The following is a 1,685-nucleotide window of genomic DNA, read 5'->3' as shown; positions in this document are numbered from 1 at the left end:
GGCACCGGCAAACGGCTCTTCCGGATGGCGCCGATCCACCACCACTTCGAGATGCTCGGCTGGGAGCAGGTCACCGTCGTGATCCGGTTCTGGATCATCACCGGGCTCTGCGTCGCGGCGGGCCTCGGCATCTTCTACGCAGAATGGGTAGCGGGCATCTGATGACTGACTCCGACGACAAGGGCGCGAAGGTCGACACCCTCGGCCGCAACGACTCCTGGGAGGGAGTCAAGGCGGTCGTGGCCGGCTTCGGCGTCTCCGGCTTCGCCGCCGCCGACAACCTCACCCACCTGGGCGCCTCGGTGATCGCGCTCGACGAGTCCCCGGGCGATGAGGAGCGCCAGGAGAAGGCCAAGCTCCTCGGCATCCTGGGAGCGGACGTACGCCTCGGCGAGGGCGCCACCCACGTGCTGCCTGACGACGTCGACGTCCTGGTCACCTCCCCGGGCTGGCGGCCCACCGCGCCGCTGCTGGCGCAGGCGCGTGAGCGCGGCGTCCCGATCTGGGGAGAGGTCGAGCTCGCCTGGCGGCTGCGCGACCCCGACAACGCAGCGCCCTGGCTGGCGGTCACCGGCACCAACGGCAAGACCACGACCGTCCAGATGCTCGACAACATCCTGCGTACGGCTGGGCTCCGGTCGGTCGCCGTCGGCAACGTCGGCCTGCCGATCGTCGAGGCCGTGATGGATCCCGAGGCCTACGACGTCCTCGCCGTCGAGCTCTCCTCCTTCCAGCTCCACTACACCGAGTCCATGTCGGCCGAGGCGTCCGTCGTGCTCAACGTCGCCGAGGACCACCTCGACTGGTATCCCTCGATGGAGGAGTACGCCGCCGACAAGGGCCGCGTCTACGAGGGCGTCCAGCGGGCCTGTGTCTACAACGTCGCCGACGAGGCCACGTTGCGCCTGGTCGAGGAGGCCGACGTCGTCGAGGGCGCCCGCGCCATCGGCTTCACGCTCGGCACCCCGGCCGTCGGCCAGGTCGGCATCGTCGAGGACATCCTGGTCGACCGGGCCTTCATCGAGGAGCGCCAGACCTCGGCCGCGGAGCTGTGCCAGATCTCCGACCTGGCATCCTCCGCGCCTCACTACGTCCAGAACGCGCTCGCGGCCGCGGCGCTCGCCCGCGCCCACGGGGTCTCCCAGGCCGCGGTCCGAGACGGCCTGAAGTCGTTTCGCCCCGACGGCCACCGCATCGAGGTCGTCGCGGAGGCCGACGGGGTCACCTGGGTAGACGACTCCAAGGCCACCAACCCGCACGCCGCCCAGGCCTCGCTGCAGGCCTACGACCCGGTCGTCTGGATCGCCGGCGGCCTGGCCAAGGGCGCCCGCTTCGAGGACCTCGTCGCCTCGATCCACGACCGGTTGCGGGCCGTCGTCCTGGTCGGTCAGGACCGCGACGTCATCGCCTCCGCCATGGCGGCCCACGCGCCCCAGGTGCAGGTCGTCGAGATCGACCTCGCCGACGGACCCGCCGCCATCTCCGCCGCGGTCGAGGCCGCCGCCGGGCTCGCCCAGGCCGCCGACACCGTACTCCTCGCTCCCGGCTGCGCCAGCCAGGACCAGTTCCGCGACTACAAGGCCCGCGGCGACGCCTTCGCCGAGGCCGTACGCCGCCTCTGACACCCCCTGCCGAGAAGTCAGTTCTGCAGGCCGAGTAGTCACTTTTGCAGGCCTAGACGTCAC

1 protein-coding gene and 1 pseudogene are annotated in these 1,685 nt (G+C 71.0%); both read left to right on the top strand.

Translation table 11 applies throughout. The annotated features are described in order from the left end of the window. Window positions 1-162 (top strand): annotated as a pseudogene (locus ACRDPS_RS05955) (phospho-N-acetylmuramoyl-pentapeptide-transferase); the annotation flags it as partial. Beyond that, window positions 162-1,622: a UDP-N-acetylmuramoyl-L-alanine--D-glutamate ligase gene (gene murD, locus ACRDPS_RS05950; protein ID WP_431500707.1), complete on the top strand. Its 1,461-nt coding sequence runs from the start codon at window positions 162-164 to the stop codon at window positions 1,620-1,622. The pseudogene ACRDPS_RS05955 and the gene murD, both read left to right, overlap by 1 nt. Window positions 1,623-1,685 lie beyond the last annotated feature (63 nt).

This window comes from Nocardioides sp. (assembly GCF_050699375.1).
Lineage (GTDB): Bacteria > Actinomycetota > Actinomycetes > Propionibacteriales > Nocardioidaceae > Nocardioides.
Note: the sequence above shows the minus strand (reverse complement) of the source record. Positions and strands in the feature narration are given on the sequence as shown.

What these genes read in the sequence shown, in the direction of transcription:
- murD (WP_431500707.1), top strand. Translation starts at nt 162, where the DNA reads ATGACTGACTCCGACGACAAGGGCGCGAAGGTCGACACCCTCGGCCGC.